At 59.4% G+C, this 17,293-nt stretch carries 18 protein-coding genes; 16 read left to right on the top strand and 2 right to left on the bottom strand.

Annotated features, from left to right (window positions below):
- Positions 1-25: 25 nt before the first annotated feature.
- Together R6W86_RS09615 and R6W86_RS09610 are read left to right on the top strand one after the other, a co-directional pair.
- Positions 26-1,120, top strand: coding sequence for an efflux RND transporter periplasmic adaptor subunit (locus tag R6W86_RS09615; protein WP_410329140.1), 1,095 nt, complete (start codon positions 26-28; stop codon positions 1,118-1,120).
- A 3-nt stretch (positions 1,121-1,123) separates the two neighbouring features.
- Positions 1,124-4,270 carry an efflux RND transporter permease subunit gene (locus R6W86_RS09610; protein ID WP_410329139.1) on the top strand — a complete coding sequence of 1,049 codons (3,147 nt, stop codon included), beginning with the start codon at positions 1,124-1,126 and terminating at the stop codon, positions 4,268-4,270.
- A 4-nt stretch (positions 4,271-4,274) separates the two neighbouring features.
- On the opposite strand, the gene R6W86_RS09605 is transcribed toward R6W86_RS09610, so the two are convergent.
- Together R6W86_RS09605 and R6W86_RS09600 are read right to left on the bottom strand one after the other, a co-directional pair.
- Entirely contained in the window at positions 4,275-4,439 is a 165-nt protein-coding gene (locus R6W86_RS09605; RefSeq protein WP_410329138.1) for a hypothetical protein, read from the bottom strand.
- 171 nt (positions 4,440-4,610) lie between these two features.
- Positions 4,611-4,964 carry a hypothetical protein gene (locus tag R6W86_RS09600; RefSeq protein WP_410329137.1) on the bottom strand — a complete coding sequence of 118 codons (354 nt, stop codon included), beginning with the start codon at positions 4,962-4,964 and terminating at the stop codon, positions 4,611-4,613.
- Between the two features lie 533 nt (positions 4,965-5,497).
- Here R6W86_RS09600 and phnC point away from each other — a divergent pair.
- The 14 genes from phnC to R6W86_RS09530 all read left to right on the top strand — a co-directional run bounded on the left by phnC (position 5,498) and on the right by R6W86_RS09530 (position 17,277).
- Positions 5,498-6,331, top strand: a complete 834-nt coding sequence (gene phnC, locus R6W86_RS09595; RefSeq protein ID WP_410329136.1) for a phosphonate ABC transporter ATP-binding protein — start codon at positions 5,498-5,500, stop codon at positions 6,329-6,331.
- Positions 6,332-6,372: 41 nt separating this feature from the next.
- Entirely contained in the window at positions 6,373-7,377 is a 1,005-nt protein-coding gene (gene phnD, locus R6W86_RS09590) for a phosphonate ABC transporter substrate-binding protein (RefSeq protein WP_410329135.1), read from the top strand.
- Between the two features lie 73 nt (positions 7,378-7,450).
- On the top strand, positions 7,451-8,248 hold the full coding sequence (gene phnE, locus R6W86_RS09585; protein ID WP_410329134.1) for a phosphonate ABC transporter, permease protein PhnE: 798 nt from the start codon (positions 7,451-7,453) through the stop codon (positions 8,246-8,248).
- Positions 8,249-8,328: 80 nt separating this feature from the next.
- Positions 8,329-9,060, top strand: a complete 732-nt coding sequence (gene phnF / locus R6W86_RS09580) for a phosphonate metabolism transcriptional regulator PhnF (protein ID WP_372987282.1) — start codon at positions 8,329-8,331, stop codon at positions 9,058-9,060.
- The gene (gene phnG / locus R6W86_RS09575) at positions 9,057-9,515 is read left to right on the top strand and encodes a phosphonate C-P lyase system protein PhnG (RefSeq protein ID WP_410329133.1); all 459 of its coding nucleotides are present in this window, start codon (positions 9,057-9,059) and stop codon (positions 9,513-9,515) included. Before phnF ends, phnG begins: the two co-directional genes overlap by 4 nt.
- 2 nt (positions 9,516-9,517) lie before the next feature.
- Positions 9,518-10,150 carry a phosphonate C-P lyase system protein PhnH gene (gene phnH, locus R6W86_RS09570; RefSeq protein WP_410329132.1) on the top strand — a complete coding sequence of 211 codons (633 nt, stop codon included), beginning with the start codon at positions 9,518-9,520 and terminating at the stop codon, positions 10,148-10,150.
- Between the two features lie 2 nt (positions 10,151-10,152).
- The gene (locus R6W86_RS09565; RefSeq protein ID WP_410329131.1) at positions 10,153-11,301 is read left to right on the top strand and encodes a carbon-phosphorus lyase complex subunit PhnI; all 1,149 of its coding nucleotides are present in this window, start codon (positions 10,153-10,155) and stop codon (positions 11,299-11,301) included.
- Positions 11,298-12,182 (top strand): alpha-D-ribose 1-methylphosphonate 5-phosphate C-P-lyase PhnJ, encoded by an 885-nt coding sequence (locus tag R6W86_RS09560; RefSeq protein WP_372987278.1) that lies wholly within the window; start codon positions 11,298-11,300, stop codon positions 12,180-12,182. The genes R6W86_RS09565 and R6W86_RS09560 overlap by 4 nt, the downstream gene beginning before the upstream one ends.
- On the top strand, positions 12,182-12,982 hold the full coding sequence (gene phnK / locus R6W86_RS09555; RefSeq protein ID WP_410329169.1) for a phosphonate C-P lyase system protein PhnK: 801 nt from the start codon (positions 12,182-12,184) through the stop codon (positions 12,980-12,982). Before R6W86_RS09560 ends, phnK begins: the two co-directional genes overlap by 1 nt.
- A gap of 29 nt (positions 12,983-13,011) precedes the next feature.
- Positions 13,012-13,731 (top strand): phosphonate C-P lyase system protein PhnL, encoded by a 720-nt coding sequence (gene phnL, locus R6W86_RS09550; RefSeq protein WP_410329130.1) that lies wholly within the window; start codon positions 13,012-13,014, stop codon positions 13,729-13,731.
- Between the two features lie 26 nt (positions 13,732-13,757).
- The gene (locus tag R6W86_RS09545) at positions 13,758-14,930 is read left to right on the top strand and encodes an alpha-D-ribose 1-methylphosphonate 5-triphosphate diphosphatase (RefSeq protein WP_410329168.1); all 1,173 of its coding nucleotides are present in this window, start codon (positions 13,758-13,760) and stop codon (positions 14,928-14,930) included.
- Between the two features lie 12 nt (positions 14,931-14,942).
- The gene (gene phnN, locus R6W86_RS09540; RefSeq protein WP_410329129.1) at positions 14,943-15,527 is read left to right on the top strand and encodes a ribose 1,5-bisphosphokinase; all 585 of its coding nucleotides are present in this window, start codon (positions 14,943-14,945) and stop codon (positions 15,525-15,527) included.
- Positions 15,517-16,275, top strand: coding sequence for a phosphonate metabolism protein PhnP (gene phnP, locus R6W86_RS09535; protein WP_410329128.1), 759 nt, complete (start codon positions 15,517-15,519; stop codon positions 16,273-16,275). Before phnN ends, phnP begins: the two co-directional genes overlap by 11 nt.
- A 111-nt stretch (positions 16,276-16,386) precedes the next feature.
- Positions 16,387-17,277 (top strand): phosphate/phosphite/phosphonate ABC transporter substrate-binding protein, encoded by an 891-nt coding sequence (locus tag R6W86_RS09530; protein WP_410329127.1) that lies wholly within the window; start codon positions 16,387-16,389, stop codon positions 17,275-17,277.
- The last annotated feature ends 16 nt before the right edge of the window (positions 17,278-17,293 follow it).

The raw sequence follows: 17,293 nt of genomic DNA, 5'->3' as shown, positions 1-17,293 counted from the left end.
TCAATCAACAGGCAGTCATACAATCATGTGGAAACAATGGGTCATCGCGCTGGTTCTCGTCGCCATTGCTGGCGGCGGGGCCTGGGTCTACCGTATCTACGACGGCGGTTCAGAACAACAGGCCGGAGGTGAGCGCCCTGCCAGTGCCGTGAACACCATGCGCCCGGAGCGGGATACGGTCAGGGATGTGGTCAAGGCCGTGGGGAATTTGCAGGCGCTGAACGCCGTGGAACTGACCACCGAGGTCAGTGGCCGAGTGATCGAGATCAATCTGGCGGCCGGCAAGAAGGTCACCACCGGCGATCTGCTCCTGCGTCTCGATGACCGTCAGGCCCGCGCCGACCTGGCCGAGATTGAAGCCCGGCTGGCGGATGCCCGGCGGCAACTGGAGCGGGCCAGTCGTCTGCGTTCGAACAACAGCATTTCCCAGTCCCAGGTGGATGAAATGAGGACCGCTGTCGATGTGGCCCTGGCCCAGCGCCAGGCGGCCCGGGTGCGGCTGGACAATCATCGGATCACGGCGCCTTTCTCCGGGGTGGTCGGGCTCAGTGATATCAGTATCGGCGCTTACGTCACTGCGGCGACGGCCATCACCACCCTTGATACCACCGAGCGTATGGAACTCAGTTTCAGCATCCCCGAGCGTTTCCTGGGGCAGGTAACCAAGGGTCAGGAGGTCCGCGGTATATCACCGGCCTACCCGGGAGAGCCATTCCAGGGTGAACTGGTGGAGCTGGGGACTCGCATCCACGAGCTGAGCCGGAGCCTGCCGGTCCGGGCCGTTATTGAAAACGCCGAGGGACGACTGAGGCCGGGCCAGTTCATGTCCGCGACCCTGACCCTGCAGCAACGTGAGGCCCTGGTTATCCCCGAACAGGCGGTGATGATCCGGGGTGATGAGAAGTATGTCTTTGTCGCCGAGGACGGTGCGGCCAGACGGGTATCGGTGCAGCTGGGTTCCAGGATGCCGGGCATGGTTGAAGTGGTCAGCGGTGTGCAGCCGGAAGATGAGGTGATCGTGACGGGTCAGGATCGACTGAGCTCCGGCGACCGTATCCGAGTCCTGGACGGGGAGAACGTGATCCCCGAAAACCGTTTTGTAAGCTCCCTGGAGTCATAGGTCGTGGTGCTATCGGATATCTCCATCAAGCGCCCGGTCTTTGCGACGGTTCTGAGCCTGCTGATCGTGGTATTCGGGCTGGCGGCGCTGTTCGAACTACCGGTCCGGGAATACCCCGACATTGACCCTCCGGTGGTTTCCATTTCCACGGATTACACCGGCGCGGCGGCGGAGGTGGTCGACACCCAGATCACCCAGGTGATCGAGGGGGCCATCAGTGGTATCGAGGGTATCCGCTCCATCGAATCCTCCACTGAGCAGGGCGAATCCCGAACCAGCATCGAATTCAACATTTCCCGGGATGTGGATATCGCCGCCAACGATTTGCGAGACGCAGTATCGCGGGTGGCCAACCAGCTGCCCGACGAGGCCGATGCGCCGGTGGTGCGCAAGGCCGATTCCGATGCCCGCCCGATGATGTGGATAACTTTGCGCAGTCAGGTCTGGGACAGTGCCGAGCTCAGCGATTTTGCCGATCGGGTGCTGGCCGACCGGTTATCCGTACTCGACGGGGTGGCGGATGTCCGTATCGGCGGCGAGCGCAGGTACGCCATCCGGGTCTGGCTTGATCGCGAACGGTTGGCGGCCCGGAACATCACCGTAGCCGAAGTGGAACGGGCGCTGCGTGCCAACAACGTGGAATTGCCGGCCGGTTCGGTGGATTCCTCTACCCGAAACTTTACGGTGCGGGCCGAGGGCAGGTTATCCACGGTCGAACAGTTCCGGGAATTGGTGGTCCGGCGCAACGGCAATGACCTGTTACGCCTGGGGGAAGTGGCCAACGTCCAGATGGGCGTGGAGTCGGATGTCAGCCGGCTGCGCGCCAACGGCGAAACCGCCATCGGTATGGGTATCATCCGCCAGTCCAAGGCCAATACCGTGGCGGTGTCGGATGGAGTCCGGGCCGAGCTGGACCGGATCCAGAAAACCCTGCCGCCGGAAGTCACTATCGCCGAGAGCTATGATGAATCGATCTTTATCCGTGCCTCGATCAAGGAGGTGGTGATCACCCTGGCCATTGCCGTTTCCCTGGTCATCCTGGTGATCTTCCTGTTCCTGCGCTCCTGGCGGGCAACCCTGATTCCGGCCGTGACCATTCCCGTTGCCGTCATCGGTGCCTTCATCGGTCTGGGCTTCCTCGGGTTCTCCATCAACGTGCTGACCCTGCTGGCGGTGATCCTCGCTATCGGCCTGGTGGTGGATGACGCCATTGTCATGCTGGAAAACATTCAACGTCGGATTGATGAGGGCGAGCCGCCCTTGCTGGCCGCCTATCGGGGAGCCAAGCAGGTCGCCTTCGCGGTTATTGCCACGACCCTGACCCTGGTGGCAGTGTTTGTGCCCATCTCGTTCATGGGCGGCAACGTGGGTCGGCTGTTTGCTGAGTTCGGCTTCACCCTCGCCGCTGCCGTGGTGTTCTCAAGCCTCGTGGCTCTGACCCTTGCGCCCATGCTCTGTTCCAAATGGCTGCGCCACAGCCCGGAATCTGACGAGGGACACCGGCTCTGGGCCGCCAGTGAAAAAGTTCTCAACGGTCTGACCCGGGGATATGAGCGGTTGTTGGGTTTTTCTCTGAAAATGCCCGGCCTGCTGATTGGCCTGGGGGTGACAGGCCTTGTAGTGGCCGCTGTGATTTACCCGAAACTGCCTCAGGAACTGGCCCCCAGCGAGGACCGGGGTATCATCATCATGCCCACCAGCGCACCCCGGGGCTCCACCGTGGAATTCACCGACCATTACGTCCGGAAGGCCGAGGAGAAGCTGCTGCCTTACCTGGATGAAGGCATTGCCAACCGGCTGCTTTCCATCGTCGGCTTCCGGGACGAAGAGGATAACGCCTTCATGATCATGGGGCTGGTGCCCTGGGAACAGCGGGACATCAAGCAGCAACAGGTGACCAGCGAGATCCGCCAGAAGCTCAGTGACATCTCCGGGATCCGGACCGTGGCGGTCAACCCGCCGGGCCTGGGCCAGCGCGGCTTCAGCCAGCCGGTGGAGTTTGTGGTCGCCGGTCCCGACTACGAGTCGGTGCAGGCCTGGAGTGAAGAGATTGTCGAGCGGGCCAAGGAGAATCAGAACCTGCTCAATCTGGAGACGGATTTCGAGCTGACGCGGCCGGAACTGCGGGTCAGCATTGACCGGGAACGGGCGGCGGACCTGGACATTACCGTCGAGGATGTTGGCCTGACCCTGCAGACCATGCTGGCGTCCCGACAGGTCACCACCTACCTCGACCGGGGCCGGGAATACGATGTCATTATCCAGGCGACAGATGCCGATCGCGCCACACCGGCGGATCTGGGACAGATCTTCCTGCGCCCGCGGGAAGGCGGCAACCTGATTCCGCTGCAGGCTCTGGTGTCGGTGGAGGAAATTGGCGCCAATCCGGACTTGCGCCGGATTGACCGCCTGCCGGCAGTGGTGATCAGCGCCTCCCTGGCCGACGGTTATGATTTCGGTTCGGCGCTGACCTATCTCAATAACCTCGCTGTGGATAACCTGCCGCCGGAGGCACGGGTCAGCTACAAGGGCCTGTCCAGGGAATTCGAGGAATCCTCCAATGCCATCTACGTGACCTTTGGCCTGGCCTTCGTGATTGTGTTCCTGGTACTGGCGGCCCAGTTCGAGAGCTGGATTCACCCGCTGATCATCATGCTCACAGTTCCGCTGGCGGTGACCGGAGCCTTGCTGGCGCTGTTGTGGTCGGGCATCAGCCTGAATATCTACAGCCAGATCGGCATCATCATGTTGCTCGGGTTGATGGCCAAGAACGGGATACTGATCGTGGAGTTTGCCAACCAGCTCCGGGACAAGGGCTATGAGGTCCGGGATGCGATCCTCGAGGGCGCGGTGCTGCGTTTCCGCCCGGTCTTGATGACCACGATTTCCACGGTGTTCGGTGCGGTGCCGCTGGTGATTGCCACCGGCGCCGGCGCCGAGAGCCGGGCCGCTATCGGTATAGTGATCCTGGGCGGGTTGCTCTTCGCCACCACGCTCACCCTGTTCCTGATTCCGGTGCTCTATAACCTGCTGGCCCGCTTCGCCAAGTCCACCAATGCGGTGGAGCAGGAACTCGAGCGGCTGGCGGCCGGCCAGGCGGGAGGAACCGGGCTGGCGACGGCTCCGCAAAAGCAGGCGGACGATTTCTGATTCGTCATCGGGATTCAGTGGGTAACAGAATCAGCAGTGCACAGCTCAGCAGCATCAGGCCCGCCAGTCTGAGCAATACATAAAGGACATCCATCCCGCTCAGTGCTGTGGCAGTCAGGATAGGGGCGGAGGCCTGGGCGAGCAGTACCGGGCGGGCCATTACGCCCATGCGTTCGCCATAGGCTTCGGCGCCGAAGATGGCCAGTGGTAGGGTGCCACGGGCAATGGTCAGAATACCGTTGCCTGCGCCGTAGACAGCCGCTGCGATGAAGGCGGCAGGGGGTGGGAGACACTGAACAGGGCGACCCCGGTGAGGGCCAGCAGGACTCCGGGCCCGGGCCTACCAAACCGGGTGAAAGTCACGCCCGAAGGTGAACTCTAGAACCCGGGCCGCAACCTGAGCGGGCCCGATGAGCATTCCGATCATGACCACGGTTGCGGTCTCAATACTCCTTTGGCGAAGCACTTCCAGCAAATGCACGGATAGTGCTGTCATTACGAATGCCAGCACTGTGAACGCCAAACAGATCTGTAGAAAACGCATGTCCCGGGAAAAACGGATCCTCGCCTGGGGACTATTACCCTGGAAGTTCTCACGGGTTATCTGAGATACATCGTGGCTGGAGGATGTGCCCGGAATTATCCACAGGTGCAGAGGCAGGCACAGCAACAGCGACAGGTGAACCAGTGTCACGGCTTGTGCCAAAATAGCTGGTCAGACTGGACGACAGGCTCATCAGCCATAACCCGCAAGCAATCACCACCGAGCGTGCGGCCATCACATGGCGCCCCCCACGGTAATCGATCAGTCGCCCGACCAGTGGTGAAAATGAACCCGCCAACAACAACCCCAGCGACAAGCCTGAAACCACCAGTGACAGCGACCAACCGGTGTCCCCGGCGATGGAATTGGCGAATACCGCCGGCAGGTAGAAGGTTGTTCCCCAGGCGATGATCTGGGTGGTACCCAGCCCTCCGATCAGAAGCAGTCGCCGGCCCTGATCGCAAAGCGACCCAGTATAGGGTGGCGATAAGTCAGCCCTGTGACAGCGACCTCACCCATCGAAAATCTGCAATGGAAGGTTCAAGGAACCGTCATGTGATTGTCCCCCCGCTGCAACAATCCGAAATCAAGATGTCTACACAAGTTGATCAAAACCTGATACGTCCGGCGTGGTCTTTCGGTGCCGGAGTAACAACTATTTGCAGACAAAAGAAGGAAGTGGAATGGACCCTGTCATTCACGTCCGTAGTCTGAGCAAGACGTTCGGAAAGAACGCAAAAGCTCTGAACAACATTGACCTGTCGGTTGCCAGTGGAGAAATGGTGGGGCTGATAGGCCCGTCCGGTTCCGGTAAATCCACCCTGCTGCGGCACATCACCGGGCTGATTCGGGGCGATCAGGGTGATGGGAGTGTCCAGGTTCTCGGGCGCCCCATGCAATCAGGCGGCAAGCTGAGTGGGAATGTCCGGCGAACCCGGGCCCGTATCGGTTACATCTTCCAGCAGTTCAATCTGGTCAATCGTCTCACCGTCCTGGAGAACGTGCTTACCGGCACGCTCGGACGCATACCTGCCTGGCGTGGAACGCTCGGATATTTCAGGGAAGAGGAAAAGGCCCTTGCCATGGAGTCCTTGCGACGGGTGGGTATGGACCGTTTCGCCCATCAACGGGCTTCCTGCCTGTCAGGCGGGCAGCAGCAAAGAGTCGCAATTGCCCGCGCACTCACCCAGCAACCGGATGTCATTCTGGCGGATGAACCAATTGCTTCCCTGGACCCGGAATCAGCCCGCTGTGTCATGGATATTCTTGCCGATATAAACGAACAGGATGGTAAGACCGTCGTGGTCACCCTTCATCAGGTGGATTACGCCCGCAATTACTGCAGTCGTATTCTCGCCCTGCGCCAGGGCGAAGTCCTGTTCGACGACGGGGCAACGGCTTTGACCCCGGCACTGCTCAACCAGATTTATGGAACCACTTCGTTCAATGAAGAAAACCTGCCTGCGCCGCGCAACCGGGTTGTCCGCCCGATAAGCGGTCTGGCGATGGCCCAGTAGTGATGCTGGGCAGTGATATCAATCCAATCAGAGGAATAGTCATGATCAAGAAACTGATTCGCGGCATTACTGTCGCTGCTTCGGTAACCGTTGCCGCTGCCGGTGTTCAGGCAGAGCAGATGGATACTCTGAACTTCGGCATCATCTCCACCGAATCATCCCAGAATCTGCGGACGATCTGGGAACCGTTCTTGGAGGACATGTCCGAGCAGCTGGATATGGAGGTGAAAGCCTTTTTTGCTCCCGACTACGCCGGGATTATCCAGGGAATGCGTTTTGACAAGGTCGATGTCGCCTGGTACGGCAACAAGTCTGCCATGGAAGCAGTGGATCGCGCGGGCGGTGAGATCTTTGCCCAGACTGTGGATGTCAGTGGTAATCCAGGTTACTGGTCTTTGCTTATTGCTCATCGGGACGATGAACGCCTGAATTCTGTGGACGACGTACTCTCCAACGCCTCGGAGCTGACCTTTGGCAATGGTGACCCCAACTCCACTTCCGGGTTCCTGGTGCCTGGCTACTATGTCTTTGCCATGAATGGTGTGGATGCCAAGAGCGCCTTCAAGCGCACCCTGAATTCCAGCCATGAAACCAACGCCCTGGCAGTGGCGAACAAACAGGTCGACGTTGCCACCTTCAATACCGAGAGCTTCGGGCGCCTGAAGGAAACACAGCCGGAAAAAGCTGAACAGCTCAAGGTTATCTGGAAATCACCCCTGATCCCTTCAGACCCCTTGGTGTGGCGCAAGAACCTGCCTGAGCAGACCAAGCAGAAAATTCGGAAGTTTATTTTCACTTACGGCACTGTGGATGCCCGAGAGAAAGCCGTTCTGGCCGATCTCCAATGGGCGCCCTTCAAGGAATCGAGCAACGACCAGCTGATTCCCATTCGCCAGCTTGCACTGTTCAAGGAGAAGGCGGCCCTGGAAAACGCTGAAAGTCTCAGCTCTTCCGACAAGGCCCGGTTGTCTTCCATCAAGAAGGAACTGCAGGAACTGGACCGTCGTGCGGCCCTGATCGAGAAGCAGCAGGCTGCTGCCGAATGAGGTTGCGGGCAGGGGGCTGCCCCCTGCCGGATCCTGAATTACCTACGACTCTTCTGACTGATCCGGAAACCATATGCAAACAGCATCCGCGCAACCTGAAGTAACGGCCATCCCTCCGGGAAACAGCTGGATGAGACTTTTCGGCTGGGGGATATTTCTGGCGGCACTGGCCTGGTCGTGGGGAGGGGCGGAGATGAACCCCCAGGCAATCTGGAACGATGTCGACAACATGGCCACATTTCTGGGGGATTTTTTTCCGCCAGATTTCAGTCAATGGCGTTATTACGTGACTGAAATGGTTACCACCGTTCAGATCGCTATCTGGGGAACCTTCCTCGCCATCGTGTTTGCCATACCCTTCGCCATTCTTTCATCGGAGAACCTGGTTCCGTGGTGGGTGTATCAGCCGGTGCGTCGACTGATGGATGCCAGCCGTGCGATCAACGAGATGGTATTCGCCATGCTGTTTGTCGTGGCTGTCGGTTTGGGGCCTTTCGCCGGGGTTATGGCGCTGTTTGTGCATACCACCGGCGTCTTGGCAAAGCTGTTTTCGGAGGCGGTAGAAGCCATCGATCCCGGGCCGGTGGAGGGTGTCCGGGCAACCGGTGCCACCGGCATCCAGGAAATCATCTTCGGTGTGATTCCCCAGGTACTGCCCCTGTGGATTTCCTATTCCCTGTATCGCTTCGAGTCCAACGTACGGTCTGCGACCGTGGTGGGCATGGTCGGTGCCGGGGGGATCGGAGTGATCCTGTGGGAAAGCATGCGCGGATTCATGTTCGCCCAGACCTGCGCTGTGATGGTCGTGATCATTGTAGTGGTCACCGCATTGGATATCGCCTCCCAGTGGATCCGGAAACGGTTTATCTGAGCCGCATTGAACGTGATTTGGCCCCGGAACCGGGGCCTTTCGCTCAAGCAAGTTGTCTAGACAAGTAAGGAAGGACATACATGGCCATCTACGAGGATGTGGCACGTGCCCTGGAAACGGAAATCCGGGAAAAATTCCGGAGCGGAGAGTACCTCCCCTCCGAGATCCAGCTGGCGCAGCGTTTTTCCATCAATCGTCATACCGTGCGCCGGGCCATCGATGAGTTGGTCCAGGCCGGTATGGTCTTGCGTCAGCAAGGTAAGGGCACCCTGGTACTGGAACATTCCCTGCAATACCAGATTGGCGCGAGGGGGCGTTTCAGTGAATCCGTGGAAGCCATGGGCCATCACTCGGAAGCCCGGATTATCGGCCGCTACTTTCACCGGGTGGATGAGCAGCTGGCGCAGAAAATGTGGGTGGAGCCGGGCACCGAAGTGTTCCAGATCGATACCCTGCGCCGTATCGACGGCAAGCCGGTCACACTGATCAGTCATTACCTTCCGAAGCACCATTTCCCGGACCTGGAACTGCAGTATCAGGGCGGCTCCCTGCACGCTCTGCTCGAGTCCCGTTATGGCTTGCAGCTGACGCGAAAACAGGGGCTGATCTCCGCCGGTATGCCAACCCGGCAGGAATCCCTGCTGCTGCAGTACCCACGGAACATGCCGCTGCTGAAAATTCGTTCCAACAACCTTTGTACCCGTACCGGCGCATTGGTGGAGTACAGCGTGTCGCGCAGCCGGGCGGATTGCTTTGAATACAAGATTGAACCCAGACAGAACCCGAGAACGGAGGGAGATCCGTCGTCATGACCATCAATAACACAGCTTCATCGCAGGCCGGAATCGAGGCACGTCAACACTGGATGGGTGTGCTGGCACGAGCATCAGAGGAAAGCCTTGAGCAACGGCTGGAGGGGGTTGGCTGCCCGGACTATCGGCACGTGCGAGCACCGGAGATTGGTCTCGCCATGGTACGGGGCCGCACCGGCGGTACCGGCAATCCCTTCAATCTGGGCGAGATGACCATGAGCCGCTGTGTGGTTGAGCTGGCCGGTGGCACCCTGGGATTCGGCTATGTGCAAGGGCGTAGCCGGCGTCACGCAGAATTGGCTGCGGTTTTTGATGCCCTGTTGCAGCTGGATGACGGGCTTCAGAGAACCCTGATCGAGCCGCTCCATGCCCAATGGCTGGCGGCCCGGCGGGAGCAATCCCGCAAGGCGGCGGCTACCCGAGTGAATTTTATGACCATGGTCCGGGGGGAATAACCATGTCTACCACTGTTCAATCTCCGGCCGTCGTCGCTCTTGAAGGACTCTGTGATGGCTTCTCGGATATCACTTACCAATCCCAGGAAGTGTTTCGTCAGGTTCTGGCGGCCATGGCTGAGCCGGGCACCCGACACGATCTGGCGCAACTCGCCGCCCCCGGCCCGCTGTCCCCGGCCGCTTACCAGGTCTGCCTGGCATTGCTGGATCAGGAAACGCCCGTGTGGCTGGAACCGGATCTGACCAGCGCTGCAGTCATCAACTCCCTGAGATTCCACTGTGGTTGTGGTATTGCCTCCCGTTCGGATCAGGCGCTGTTTGCCCTGGTCACCGCTCAAGGTGGCTGTTCCCTGTCGGCATTCAATCAGGGCAGCTTCGAATATCCCGATAGGTCCGCCACGGTGATTGTCGAAGTGAATGCATTGGAGGAGGCCGGAGAACTGGTCCTGGAAGGGCCGGGGATCCCTCAACAGAGGCATGTCCACATTGCCGGGTTTGAAATCGGCTGGCTGCAACAATTGGCTGACAACCGGGCAGGCTTCCCCTGTGGTGTGGATCTCATTCTGACTTGTGGCCGCCAGGTTATGGCGTTGCCGCGGACTACCAGGGTCAGCCTCGAAGGACAGGAGAAATAATCATGTACGTTGCAGTAAAAGGTGGCGAGAAAGCCATAGATGCTGCCCATCAGTGGCTGGCGGAGAGTCGTCGTGGCATACCGGAAACCGGTGAGTTGTCGGTGGCGCAGATCCGGAGTCAGCTTCGTCTGGCCGTGGATCGGGTCCTGACAGAAGGCTCACTTTACGATCCGGAACTGGCGGCACTGGCTCTCAAGCAGGCCAGCGGCGATGTGGTGGAGGCGGTCTTCCTGGTGCGTGCCTATCGCAACACCCTGCCCAGATTCCTTTATTCCTGCCCCCTCGATACCGGCACCATGGCAATCCGGCGGCGCATATCCGCTACTTACAAGGATGTGCCCGGGGGCCAGGTGTTGGGGCCCACATACGATTACACCCACCGGCTGCTGGATTTCACCCTGTTGGCCAATGGCGAGGCGCCCCGGGGGCCGGAACCGGCGGAACAGCCTCTGGAACCCTGTCCGCGGGTACTGGAAATGCTCAACCGGGAGGGCATGATCGAGGGTCCGGATGGTGAAACCGGAGCGGCAGCTGCCGAGCGGGAGCCTGGTGATATCACCCGCGATCCACTGAGTTATCCGGCCAGCAGGGACGTAAGGCTTCAGGCGCTTGCCCGGGGTGATGAAGGCTTCCTGCTCGCGATGGGTTATTCCACCCAACGGGGATATGGCCGCAATCATCCGTTTGCTGGCGAGATTCGGTACGGCGAAACGGCCGTGGAAATACTGCCGGAGGAGCTTGGCTTTCCGGTCGTTATCGGTGATATCGAAATTACCGAGTGCGACATGATCAACCAGTTCGGCGGTAATGAAACCGAAGCTCCCCGGTTCACCCGGGGATATGGGCTGGGGTTTGGCCAGTCCGAGCGCAAAGTCATGGCTATGGCCCTGGTAGACAGGGCACTGCGGTCGCGGGAGTTGGGAGAAGAGCAGGACACGCCGGCTCAGGACGAGGAGTTTGTTCTGTCCCATTGCGACAATCTGGACGCCTCGGGTTTTGTCTCGCATCTGAAACTGCCCCATTACGTGGATTTCCAGTCGGAACTGGTGCTGTTGCGACAGTTGCGACAGGAGTATTACCAGAAAGCCGACAAGGCAGGTGAAAAGCCAGACACCGCCGGCAGCGTATCGAGACAGGAGTCAGAAGCATGAATCTCCAGCAGGCACAGAGCAACGACACAGGCGGTTACAACTTTGCCTACCTGGACGAGCAGACCAAAAGGATGATCAGGCGGGGCCTGCTGAAGGCCGTAGCGATTCCCGGTTACCAGGTGCCATTCGGGGGCCGGGAAATGCCCTTGCCCTATGGCTGGGGTACGGGTGGTATGCAGGTTACCGCAACCGTTATCGGCCCGGATGACACCCTGAAGGTGATTGACCAGGGCGCCGACGACACCACCAACGCCATCAGTATCCGCCGTTTCTTCGCCCGGACCGCCGGGGTAAAAACCACGGAAGTCACCACCGAGGCAACGGTAATCCAGACCCGGCACCGGATTCCGGAAACGCCCCTGCGTTCGGGACAGATTCTGGTCTACCAGGTACCGATTCCGGAGCCCCTGCGTTTTATCGAGCCCCGTGAGGTTGAGACTCGGACCATGCATGCCCTGCAAGAGTATGGGGTGATGCATGTAAAACTCTACGAGGACATTGCCCGTCATGGCCATATCGCCACCACCTATGCCTATCCGGTGAAGGTGAACGGCCACTATGTGATGGATCCCTCCCCGATTCCCAAGTTCGACAACCCGAAGATGGACCAGTGTCCCGCCTTGCAGTTGTTCGGGGCTGGCCGGGAAAAACGCATCTATGCCATCCCGCCCTATACCCGGGTGCGCAGCCTGGATTTTGAGGACTACCCGTTTGAAATCCAGCGATGGGACGAAAGCTGCGAATTCTGCGGAGCCACTGACTCGTTTCTGGACGAGGTGATCACCGATGACGAGGGGGGGCGGATCTTCGTCTGTTCTGACACCGACTACTGCCGGCAACGGCAACAGCAAACCGCCGCCAACGAGGAGACATGCCCGTGATGCACGCTGAACAGACCCTGATGGAAGCGGCCACGCCACTGCTGCAGGTACAGGGAATCCGCAAGCTTTATGCCCCGGGCAAGGGCGTGGACGGGGTGGACTTTGATCTTTACCCGGGTGAGGTACTGGGGATTGTCGGGGAATCCGGTTCCGGCAAGACCACATTGCTGGGTTGTCTTTCTGGCTCACTCATTCCGGATCAGGGGCGGGTGTTATACCGCAATCGCGACGACCGGGAACTGGACCTCTACAACATTTCCGAAAGTGATCGCCGGGTGCTGCTGCGCACCGAGTGGGGCGTGGTGCACCAGCATGCGCGGGACGGATTGCGTATGGGTGTCAGTGCCGGTGCCAATATCGGTGAGCGCCTGATGGCCGTAGGTGGGCGCCACTATGGTCAGTTAAGGGAGGCCGGGGAGAACTGGCTGCGGGAGGTGGAGATTGATCCGGCCCGGATCAATGACACCCCGCGCACCTTCTCAGGCGGCATGCAGCAGCGATTGCAGATTGCCCGAAACCTGGTCACCGGACCCCGGTTGATTTTCATGGACGAGCCGACCGGTGGCCTTGATGTGTCGGTCCAGGCCCGTTTGCTGGATCTGTTGCGCAATCTGGTCATGGACCTGGGGCTGGCCGTGGTTCTGGTCACCCACGACCTGGCGGTGGCCCGGCTGCTTTCCCACCGGCTGATGGTGATGAAGCACGGGAAAGTGGTGGAACAAGGCCTGACCGACCAGGTTCTGGATGACCCCCGTCACCCCTATACCCAGTTGCTGGTGTCCTCGGTGCTGGGTAACTGATCGGCGAACACAGAAAGAGAAACCTGAACATGAATGCAATGATCCGTGTAGACAATCTGTGCAAGGGCTTCACCCTGCACAACCAGGGGGGCGTGTCGTACCAGGTGCTGGACCAGGTCAGCTTCACGGTAGCCCGTGGCGAGTGTGTGGTGCTGGACGGGCCGTCCGGGTCAGGCAAGAGCACCCTGCTTCGTTCTCTGTATGCCAACTACAAGCCGGAGTCCGGCCGTGTCTGGGTCCGACATAAGGGTTCCGAGGTCGATCTGGTCAGTGCCTTGCCCAGAGATGTGATCGACGTGCGCAAACACACCATTGGTTATGTCAGCCAGTTCCTTCGGGTAATTCCCCGGGTCTCGACCCTGGACGTGGTCATGGAGCCTGCACGTCGGCTCGGGGTCAGTCGTGAAGAAAGTCTGGCCCGGGCGCAGGGCCTGCTGCGACGGCTGAACATTCCCGAGCGACTGTGGAGTCTGGCTCCGTCAACCTTCAGTGGTGGCGAGCAGCAACGCGTCAATATTGCCCGGGGCTTCGTGGTGGATTACCCGGTGCTACTGCTGGATGAACCTACCGCATCCCTGGATGCCGGCAACCGGGAGGTCGTGGTGGACCTGATTCGAAGTGCCCGGGACAGCGGCGCAGCAATTGTTGGCATTTTCCATGACGCCGACGTAAGGAACCGCGTCGCCGACCGGGCCATTGCACTGAGCGCCCGCAAAACACAAGCCATAGCAGAGGAGACACAGTCGTGAGCGTAACCGACCTGAATGATGGCGTAATGGACGCCCACAGCCGCGTCGGGCCGAGCGGTTCCATGGTGTTGACCAACGCCAGAGTGGTGACAGAGAGCGAACTGTTCAACGGGACGGTGCACATTCGCAACGGCATGATTGCCGATGTTGACCGGGGGCGCTCGCAGGTTCCCGGAGCAATGGATTGCGGTGCCTCGATACTGATGCCGGGTATGGTGGAGTTGCACACAGACAACCTGGAAAAACACATTGCCCCCAGGCCTGGCGTCCTCTGGCCCTCCATACCGGCGGTCATCACCCACGATGCCCAGATTGTCGCCTCCGGAATCACTACGGTGTTTGATGCCATCTCGGTGGGGGATGTCGTCGCGGGGAGCACCCGCCTGAAGACACTGGAAACCATGGTGAATGCGTTGCAAGTCAGCAAGCGGGACGGAATGCTGAGGGCCGATCATTTTCTGCACCTGCGCTGCGAAGTCAGCCATCAGGGTGCCCTGGAGATGTTCCGTTCGCTGGTGGATCAACCCATGTTGCAACTGGTTTCGATCATGGATCATTCCCCCGGACAGAGGCAGTTTGTGAACCTGGACAAGTACCGTGAGTACTACATGGGCAAACATGGCATCAGTGCCGGCGAGATGGAGGAGTTTATCCGCACCCGGCAGGAAGACTCCCGTCGTTACAGTGACCGCTACCGGAAAGCCATTGCCGGGATCTGCCGGGAGAGGGGTATACCCATGGCGAGCCATGACGACGCCACCCCGGAACATGTGGACGAATCCGCCGGTTTCGGCATGAGCATTGCGGAGTTCCCGACTACTCTGGAAGCCGCCAAAGCGTCGCACCAGCGGGGCATGATGGTAATGATGGGAGCCCCCAACGTGGTACGGGGCGGTTCCCATTCCGGCAATATCGCCGCTGCGACCCTGGCGCAGGAAGGGGTACTGGATATCCTGTCGTCCGACTACTATCCCGCGAGCATGCTGGACGCTGTGTTTCGTCTCGCCCGGTTGGAAACCAATGACTATGATCTGACCAGGGCCATTGCCACGGTCACTGCGTTTCCCGCCCGGTGCGCTGGCCTGGATGACCGGGGTTCCATAGCGGCCGGGAAACGGGCAGATCTGGTATTGGTTAGTGAATGCAAGCGGCAGCCTGTAATCGAATCGGTTTGGCGTGCCGGTAACCGGGTCTACTGACAGGAGTTTGAAGTGACCGGAAAATTATTTTACCTGATGGGACCATCCGGCTCCGGTAAGGACTCTCTGCTGCGAATGTGTCGGCACAGGCTGGCCGACAGTCCGTTGATGATTGCACACCGCTACATTACCCGGGAGCCGGACCCGGACGGGGAGAACCATGTTGCGCTTACCCAACAGGAATACAACAACCGCAGTGAGCGAGGCCTGTTCGCCATGGAATGGCAGGCCAATGGGCTGTGCTATGGCATAGGTATGGAGGTGGATTTGTGGTTGGCCCAGGGTTGTAATGTCCTCGTCAACGGGTCCCGGGCTTATATCGATCAGGCCCGGGAGCACTATGGCTCGAGCCTGGTACCGGTCATGGTCCGGGTCAATCAGGATGTGCTCATGCAGCGCCTGTTGAACCGTGGCCGGGAAAGCCTGGCGGATATCGAACGTCGCATCCTTCGGGCTTCCCGGTTCGCCGGTCAGGTGCCGCCCGATACCCGGGTTGTGGATAATAATGGTGAACTTGAACGGGCCTTCAGGCAGTTGGAAGGCATTCTGAACGTAGAGGCTCCAAGGACCTTCGAGGGCATGATCCGTGGCGCTTGAGCTGGAATTTCTGGGCACCGGCGATGCGCGGAGGGTACCGGTCTATGGCTGCCAATGCCGGGCTTGCGAACGGGCAAGGCTTGACCCGCGATTATGCCGTCGCGCCTGCAGTGCCCTGATTCGTGGGGATGGTTACCAGATCATGCTGGACGCTGGCCGGACCGACCTGTGTGAATCCTTTGCTCCCGGCAGCTTTCAGGCGATCGTGCTGACCCACTATCACATGGACCACGTCATGGGCCTGTTCCACCTCCGCTGGGGAACGGGCCACACTGTGCCAGTTTATGGCCCGGACGATCCTGCTGGCTGTGACGATCTGTACAAGCATCCGGGCATCCTGAAGTTCCAATCGTCACTGGTTCCGTTCGAGGAATTTTCGATTGGTCCTTTCACCCTGACTCCTCTGCCGCTGAATCACTCGAAGCCAACGCTGGGTTACGGTATCGAGTATCAGGGCATTCATTTCGCCTACCTGACGGACACGGTTGGCTTGCCGGAACCGACACTGGACTGGCTCAAGCGACACCCGTTGGCCCTGATGGTGCTCGATTGCAGCGTCCCGCCGAAACCGAATCCTCCGAGAAACCATAATGATCTGAATCTGGCGCTGGCGCTGGCTGAACAGATCGTACCGAAGAGAACCTTGCTGACTCATCTGGGCCACCAGCTGGATGAGTACCTTTACTCTGCACCTGAGCTACCGGCCGGGGTTGAGGTGGCGTTCGATGGGATGGTGACACGTTTCTGACCCTGTCTCGGAAACGTCACCAACTGTACATGTTTTGTTCAAGCCTTTGTCACACCCCGCTTCGATACTGAACCCTCAATCACTTGTCTAGATCATTGCGGGGAACGGATTATGTTGAAGACCTGGTTACACAACGCCAGCCTGGCTCTGGTGGTTTTTTTCTCAGCTTTACCCAGCGTTCATGCCGAAACCATCCGGCTGGCGGTTACGGATCTTGTAGGCCTGGAGGAGTTGCAAAGGGAGTTTGGTGAATTCCGGAGTGTGTTGTCCGAGGTCACCGGTTTTGACGTGGAGTTCCTGCCGGTGACCAACCGTACGGCAGCGGTCGAAGCGCTGCGTTTCGAAAAAGTGGATTTTGTGCTCACCGGTCCTGCGGAGTATGTGGTGATGCAGAAGCGCGCCAATGCAAAGGTGGTAGTGGGTTTCTCCCGTCCGGATTACTTCGCGGTGATTGTCGCCATGGCGGACAGCCCTTACCGCAGCGTTGCTGACCTTGAGGGTCAGAAGGTTGCAATGGGCAGCGTGGGTTCTACCTCCAAACACCTGGGTCCGATCCAGGCGCTGGCCGATGCTGGTGTCGACCCTCTTGAGGACATGAGAGTAATCCATACCAAAGTGCCGGTCATGTGGGAATCCCTGAAGCGGGGGGATGTTGCGGCCATTGGTATGAACCATCTTAACTTCCTCACACTGCGCGAAAATGAAATGCGCTCCGGCGGCATGCAGCCCGGCGCTTTCCGGGTTATCGCTCGCGGACCGGACCTGCCCAACGATTTGCTGATGGCCGGACAACACGTCGATCAGAAAACCGTTGAACGGGTTCGGGACGCCATCGTCGAGAACTCCGACGCCCTGGTTGGTGCCATCCTCACAGGTGAGGACAACCGGAAATACACGGGCATGCGCTTCATCCGCAGCATACAGGACAGTGACTACAACTATGTCCGCTCCATGTATGCAACAGCAGGATTCCCGGAGTATTCAGACTTCATTGGCGACTGATGATCGGATAGGGGCG

Source organism: Marinobacter sp. (assembly GCF_046484525.1).
GTDB lineage: Bacteria > Pseudomonadota > Gammaproteobacteria > Pseudomonadales > Oleiphilaceae > Marinobacter.
The sequence above is the reverse complement of the archived record's forward strand: the minus strand, read 5'-3'. Positions and strand labels throughout refer to the sequence as shown.

Excerpts from the sequence above, each read along its gene's own strand:
- R6W86_RS09545 (WP_410329168.1), top strand. The coding sequence starts at position 13,758 with ATGGACGCCCACAGCCGCGTCGGGCCGAGCGGTTCCATGGTGTTGACC.
- R6W86_RS09615 (WP_410329140.1), top strand. The coding sequence starts at position 26 with ATGTGGAAACAATGGGTCATCGCGCTGGTTCTCGTCGCCATTGCTGGC.
- R6W86_RS09560 (WP_372987278.1), top strand. The coding sequence starts at position 11,298 with ATGAATCTCCAGCAGGCACAGAGCAACGACACAGGCGGTTACAACTTT.
- phnD (WP_410329135.1), top strand. The coding sequence starts at position 6,373 with ATGATCAAGAAACTGATTCGCGGCATTACTGTCGCTGCTTCGGTAACC.
- phnC (WP_410329136.1), top strand. The coding sequence starts at position 5,498 with ATGGACCCTGTCATTCACGTCCGTAGTCTGAGCAAGACGTTCGGAAAG.
- phnK (WP_410329169.1), top strand. The coding sequence starts at position 12,182 with ATGCACGCTGAACAGACCCTGATGGAAGCGGCCACGCCACTGCTGCAG.
- R6W86_RS09565 (WP_410329131.1), top strand. The coding sequence starts at position 10,153 with ATGTACGTTGCAGTAAAAGGTGGCGAGAAAGCCATAGATGCTGCCCAT.
- phnE (WP_410329134.1), top strand. The coding sequence starts at position 7,451 with ATGCAAACAGCATCCGCGCAACCTGAAGTAACGGCCATCCCTCCGGGA.
- phnL (WP_410329130.1), top strand. The coding sequence starts at position 13,012 with ATGAATGCAATGATCCGTGTAGACAATCTGTGCAAGGGCTTCACCCTG.
- phnH (WP_410329132.1), top strand. The coding sequence starts at position 9,518 with ATGTCTACCACTGTTCAATCTCCGGCCGTCGTCGCTCTTGAAGGACTC.
- R6W86_RS09605 (WP_410329138.1), bottom strand. The coding sequence starts at position 4,439 with ATGGGCGTAATGGCCCGCCCGGTACTGCTCGCCCAGGCCTCCGCCCCT.
- R6W86_RS09530 (WP_410329127.1), top strand. The coding sequence starts at position 16,387 with ATGTTGAAGACCTGGTTACACAACGCCAGCCTGGCTCTGGTGGTTTTT.
- phnG (WP_410329133.1), top strand. The coding sequence starts at position 9,057 with ATGACCATCAATAACACAGCTTCATCGCAGGCCGGAATCGAGGCACGT.
- phnF (WP_372987282.1), top strand. The coding sequence starts at position 8,329 with ATGGCCATCTACGAGGATGTGGCACGTGCCCTGGAAACGGAAATCCGG.